The following is a 4,695-nucleotide window of genomic DNA, read 5'->3' on the forward strand; positions in this document are numbered from 1 at the left end:
AGGGCGCGTCGCATCCGTGGGACGGCAGCCCTGCGGGGCGGCCGGAACTCCCCCGTACCGACGGCGATCCGGGCAGGAGACGGCCGGTTTGCCTCGGTGTGCTCGGGTACCCGCCCCGGCGACCGCACCCGAGGATGTTGGAGGGCGCAATGCAGCGAGGCAGTGACCGGCTCAGCCGCCGCCAGGACGACGAGATGAAGCACCAGCTCAAGGGGCTGCTCCGGTCCGGTCACCCCACGCGCAGCGAGGAGTGGCACGACCCCGAGCCGATCGCCGACGACGATCCGCGACTGGCGTCGCCGGACATGCCGGCCGACCCGTTCGAGGCGCTGAGGCTGGAGCTGGCCCGGTTCCTGGCCCGGACGCCGTTCCCGGCGCACCGCGGCGACCTTCAGCGCGTACTGCGCGAACGGCACGCCCCGGACCACCTGCTGGACCGGGTGGCGGCGCTTCCCAAGGACGACACCTACCGCAGCGTGCAGGACGTGGCGGTGGCCCTGGAGCGGCGCCCGCACCCCGCGTGAGCGGGGCGCACACCGACCATGCGAGCAACAGCGACGAGGAGAAGACCCGTGCAGATCGCTTTTCTGGTGGCGCCCGAGGGCGTCGAGCAGGTGGAGCTGACCGAGCCCTGGCAGGCCGTGAAGGACAGCGGTGACACGCCCGTCCTGGTGTCCACGGACTCCGGCGAGATCCAGGCGTTCAACCACCTCGACAAGGCGGACACCTTCCCGGTGGACCGGACCGTCGCGGAGGTGTCCGCCGCCGACTTCGACGCGCTGGTCCTGCCCGGCGGCGTCGCCAACCCCGACTTCCTGCGCACCGACGAGAAGGCGGTCGGCTTCGTGCGCGGCTTCTTCGAGGCGGGCAAGCCGGTGGCGGCGATCTGCCACGCGCCGTGGACGCTGGTGGAGGCGGACGTGCTGCGCGGCCGGACGCTGACCTCCTGGCCGAGTCTGAAGACCGACATCGCCAACGCGGGCGGCCGCTGGGTGGACGAGCAGGTCAAGGTCTGCACCTCCGAGCCGGCCACCCTGATCACCAGCCGCAAGCCGGACGACCTGAAGGCGTTCACCGAGGCTTTCACGGCGGAGTTCGCCAAGGCGTCCCAGGGCTGACGCGCCCGGCCGGCACACCGGCCGGCGCCCGGCCCGCACACGAAGAAGGCTCCTCGTCCCGCGCGGCGGACGAGGAGCCTTCTTCGTGTGTGCGCTGCGTGCATCAGGCGCGGCGACCGGTCAGCGCCAGCAGCCTGGTCTGGGCGTCGGCGTCCTGCGGGGTGGGCAGCGCCTGGGCGAACAGCCCGCTGCCGGCGAGCGCGCCGGCGTTGGGGCCGACCTCGCGCAGCGCGAACCGGACGAGCGTCTCGGGCAGCGACTCGTCCGCGCCGATGCCCCGGGACAGGTCCCAGGCGTGCACGGTGAGGTCGGTGATCATCTGGGCGCAGTAGGCGGTCGCGGGCGTCTGCCCGTAGGACAGGTGCACCACCCGGTCCAGCGCGCCCTTCTCGGCGAACGCGGCGCGCGCCCCGGCGGCCGCGTCGTCCCAGGCGGCGACCGGGTCGTCGCCGAGGACGTCGCCGTCGAAGGCGTCGCCGACCTCCGCCATGGTGCGGTGCTCGGAGACCAGCGGCACCACCCAGAGCTGCTCGCCCACGAGGTGGGCCACCAGGTCGCGGACGGACCACTCGGTGCAGGGTGTGGGGTCGTCCCACTGGTCCGGGCGGATGGCGTGCACCCGCTCGGAGAAGAGCTTCAGGGCCTCGACGTGCCGGGCCGGCAGCTCGGACGGGACGTGCGGGTTGGGCATTGCGGTTGCCACCTCCGGGTGGTTCGGCTGCGATGCCGGTCGGGTTCCCGACCACTCTTCCCCGACACCGGCGCGGCGGCGACAGGAGGGGATCCGGTGGCCCCGTGGGGCGGACGCGAGTGGGCTGTGTGGCGTACCGGGCGTCGGGTACTCGTCGGCGGACGCACGAACGGACGACCCCCGATCCGGGAGGGATCGACCCATGCAACTCTCCTTTCTCACCAGCCTCTTCGACCGTCCGGGGCCGTGGGCCAGCGTCTATCTGGACACCTCCGTGGTGGACGAGTCCGCCCAGGAGCGGCGTGAGCTCCAGGCCCGCGACGCGGCCCGGGAGCTGGTCGGGCAGGGCTGCGACACGGACACCGCGCGGGCCGTGTACGAGGCGCTGACCAGCGGCCCGGTCCCGCCGCATCAGCAGGGGCGGGCGGTGTTCGCGGCGCATGGCGAGGTGGTGCTCGATCCGCCGCTGACCCGCCGGCCGCTCGCGCCCGCCGACGTCACCTGGGCGGCGCTGCCGAGGCTGGGCCCGCTGCTGGACCTGGCCGCCGCGGACCCGGTCTGCCTGGTGGCGTACGTCGACCGCACCGGCGCGGACCTGGAGCTGCGCGGACCGCACGGCGAGCAGCCGGCCGGGCACGTCGAGGGCCGGGACTGGCCGGTGCACCGCACCGCCTCCGCGGACTGGTCCGAACGCCACTTCCAGACCAGCGTGGAGAACACCTGGGAGGAGAACGCCCGCACGATCGCCCAGGCCGTCGCGGAGAGCGAGCACGAGACCGGCGCGGACCTGATCGTGCTGGCCGGCGACGCCCGGGAGCGGCGCTCGGTGCACGAGAAGCTGCCCGCCGACGTTCGGCCGCTGGCGGTGGAGAGCGAGCACGGCGGCCGGGCCGGCGGGGCGGGCACCCGGCTGCTCGACGAGGATGTGGAGGCGGCCCGCGAGGAGCATCTGCGGCGCACCGCCGACCAGGAGCTGGACCGGTTCCGCTCGGCCCGTTCGGACGCCGGCGGCGGCCCGTCGGCGGCGGAGGGGGTGCCCGCGCTGGTGGAGGCGGCCCGGGAGCACCGGATCGCCGAGCTGCTGATCCGCACCGAGGGGCCGGACGCCCACCGCGAGGTGTGGGTGGGCGCGGACCCGGACCAGATCGCGGTGCGCCGCAGCGAGACGCACTACCTGGGTGAGAGCGAGCCGCTGCCGGCCAGGGCGGACGACGCGCTGCTGCGGTCCGCGGTGATGACCGGCGCGGACGTGCTGCGGGTGCGCGTGGAGGACGACGACGACGTGCCGGTCGGCGGTCTGGGCGCGCTGCTGCGCTGGCCGTACGCGGAGGAGGAGCGCGAGGCCGCGCACACCGGCGCGGGTTAGGCGCCCCGGGCCGCGGACTCCCCCCGGCCCCGTCCGCCGGAGGCCGCCGGAGGCCGCCGGTCGGGCCGTACGCCGGCGGAGGCCCTTGCCGCGGGCGGCACGCCGGCGGACACCGGCCGCCGCGCGGACGGTACGCCGGTTCGGCCGCCGAGCAGGCGGTACGCCGGTCGAAGCCGTCGCGCGGCGGGCGGCGCGCGTGTTCGGGGCGGGAGCGTGCCGGGCGCGGGCCGGGGTACGCGGACGGCATGTCCGATCCGCATGCCGTGCAGCCCGCTGCCGACACCGTCCGTGCCCGCGTCGCCGCCCTGCTCTCGGAGTGGGACCGGGACGTCTTCTACCGGGTCGCCGTCCGGCACTGGCCGGGCGGCGACCGGGTGCTGCCCCGCCTCAGCCGCAGCGCCAACCACGGGCTGCTGTGGTTCGGCACGGCCGCCGGCATCGCCCTGTTGGGGCGCGGCGCCCGGTCCCGGCGGGCGGCCGTGCGCGGGGCGGCGTCGCTGGCGCTGGCCTCGGCGGCGGTCAACACCGTCGCCAAGCGCTCGGTGCGGCGCAACCGCCCGGTGCTGGACTCGGTGCCGGTGATGCGGCAGCTCAAGCGGCAGCCGATCACCACCTCCTTCCCGTCCGGGCACTCGGCCTCGGCGGCGGCCTTCGCCACCGGGGTGCTGCTGGAGTCCAAGGGCTGGGGCGCGGCCGTCGCGCCGGTCGCCGCCGCCGTGGCGCTGTCGAGGGTCTACACCGGGGTGCACTATCCGAGTGACGTCCTGGTGGGCGCGGCGCTCGGGGTGGGGTGCGCGTTCGCGCTGCGCGGCATGGTGCCGACCCGCGACCAGCTCCCGGCCCCGGGCCGGCCGCACGCCGACGCGCCCGCGCTGCCGGCCGGCGACGGCCTGGTGGTGGTCGTCAACCGGGCCTCGGGCTCGGCGGAGTACGCCGGCCTCGTCCGCGACGCGCTGCCGTGCGCCCGGGTGCTGGAGGTCGAGCCGGACGAGGTGCCGGAGACGCTGGAGAAGGCGGCGGCCGACGGGGAGTTCCAGGCGCTGGGGGTGCTCGGCGGCGACGGCACGGTCAACCGGGCTGCGGCGGTGGCCGCCCGGCACGGGGTGCCGCTGGCGGTGTTCCCCGGCGGGACGCTCAACCACTTCGCGTACGACCTGGGCATCGAGTCGGTGCATGACACCTGCCGGGCGCTGGCCGCCGGGGACGCGGTCCGGGTGGACCTCGGGCGCTTCTCCCCCGGCCCGGACGGCGCTCCGTTCGGCTACTTCCTGAACACCTTCAGCCTGGGCGTGTACCCGGAGCTGGTGCGGATGCGCGAGCGCTGGTCGCCGCGGATCGGGGGCTGGCCGGCCGGGGTGTACGGGGCGCTGCGGGTGCTGCGCGGCCGGCATCCGCTGGAGGCGGAGATCGGCGGTGAGCACCGGCCGCTGTGGCTGCTGTTCGCGGGGAACTGCGTGTACCGGCGGATGGGGCCGACGCCCGGCCGCCGCTACGACCTGGCGGACGGGCTGCTGGACGTG

At 75.8% G+C, this 4,695-nt stretch carries 5 protein-coding genes; 4 read left to right on the forward strand and 1 reads right to left on the reverse strand.

From position 1 onward, the window contains the following. Positions 1 to 149 precede the first annotated feature (149 nt). Together C6N75_RS23395 and C6N75_RS23400 are read left to right on the forward strand one after the other, a co-directional pair. A complete protein-coding gene (locus tag C6N75_RS23395) occupies positions 150 to 524 on the forward strand; it encodes a DUF2795 domain-containing protein (RefSeq protein ID WP_105870876.1) in 375 nt (124 codons plus the stop codon). A gap of 48 nt (positions 525 to 572) precedes the next feature. Then, positions 573 to 1,118 (forward strand): type 1 glutamine amidotransferase domain-containing protein, encoded by a 546-nt coding sequence (locus tag C6N75_RS23400; protein WP_105870877.1) that lies wholly within the window; start codon positions 573 to 575, stop codon positions 1,116 to 1,118. A 103-nt stretch (positions 1,119 to 1,221) separates the two neighbouring features. On the opposite strand, the gene C6N75_RS23405 is transcribed toward C6N75_RS23400, so the two are convergent. Beyond that, positions 1,222 to 1,809, reverse strand: a complete 588-nt coding sequence (locus C6N75_RS23405; protein ID WP_105870878.1) for a TIGR03086 family metal-binding protein — start codon at positions 1,807 to 1,809, stop codon at positions 1,222 to 1,224. A 202-nt stretch (positions 1,810 to 2,011) separates the two neighbouring features. Between C6N75_RS23405 and C6N75_RS23410 the strand changes: the two genes are divergently transcribed. After that, entirely contained in the window at positions 2,012 to 3,175 is a 1,164-nt protein-coding gene (locus C6N75_RS23410) for a baeRF2 domain-containing protein (RefSeq protein ID WP_105870879.1), read from the forward strand. Between the two features lie 245 nt (positions 3,176 to 3,420). Beyond that, positions 3,421 to 4,695: bifunctional phosphatase PAP2/diacylglycerol kinase family protein (locus C6N75_RS23415; RefSeq protein ID WP_105870880.1), on the forward strand; the 1,275-nt coding region annotated here is incomplete at its 3' end.

Origin of the sequence: Streptomyces solincola, from assembly GCF_002982015.1 — a bacterium.
GTDB classification, from domain to species: domain Bacteria; phylum Actinomycetota; class Actinomycetes; order Streptomycetales; family Streptomycetaceae; genus Streptomyces; species Streptomyces solincola.

Excerpts from the sequence above, each read along its gene's own strand:
- C6N75_RS23405 (WP_105870878.1), bottom strand. The coding sequence starts at position 1,809 with ATGCCCAACCCGCACGTCCCGTCCGAGCTGCCGGCCCGGCACGTCGAG.
- C6N75_RS23395 (WP_105870876.1), top strand. The coding sequence starts at position 150 with ATGCAGCGAGGCAGTGACCGGCTCAGCCGCCGCCAGGACGACGAGATG.
- C6N75_RS23410 (WP_105870879.1), top strand. The coding sequence starts at position 2,012 with ATGCAACTCTCCTTTCTCACCAGCCTCTTCGACCGTCCGGGGCCGTGG.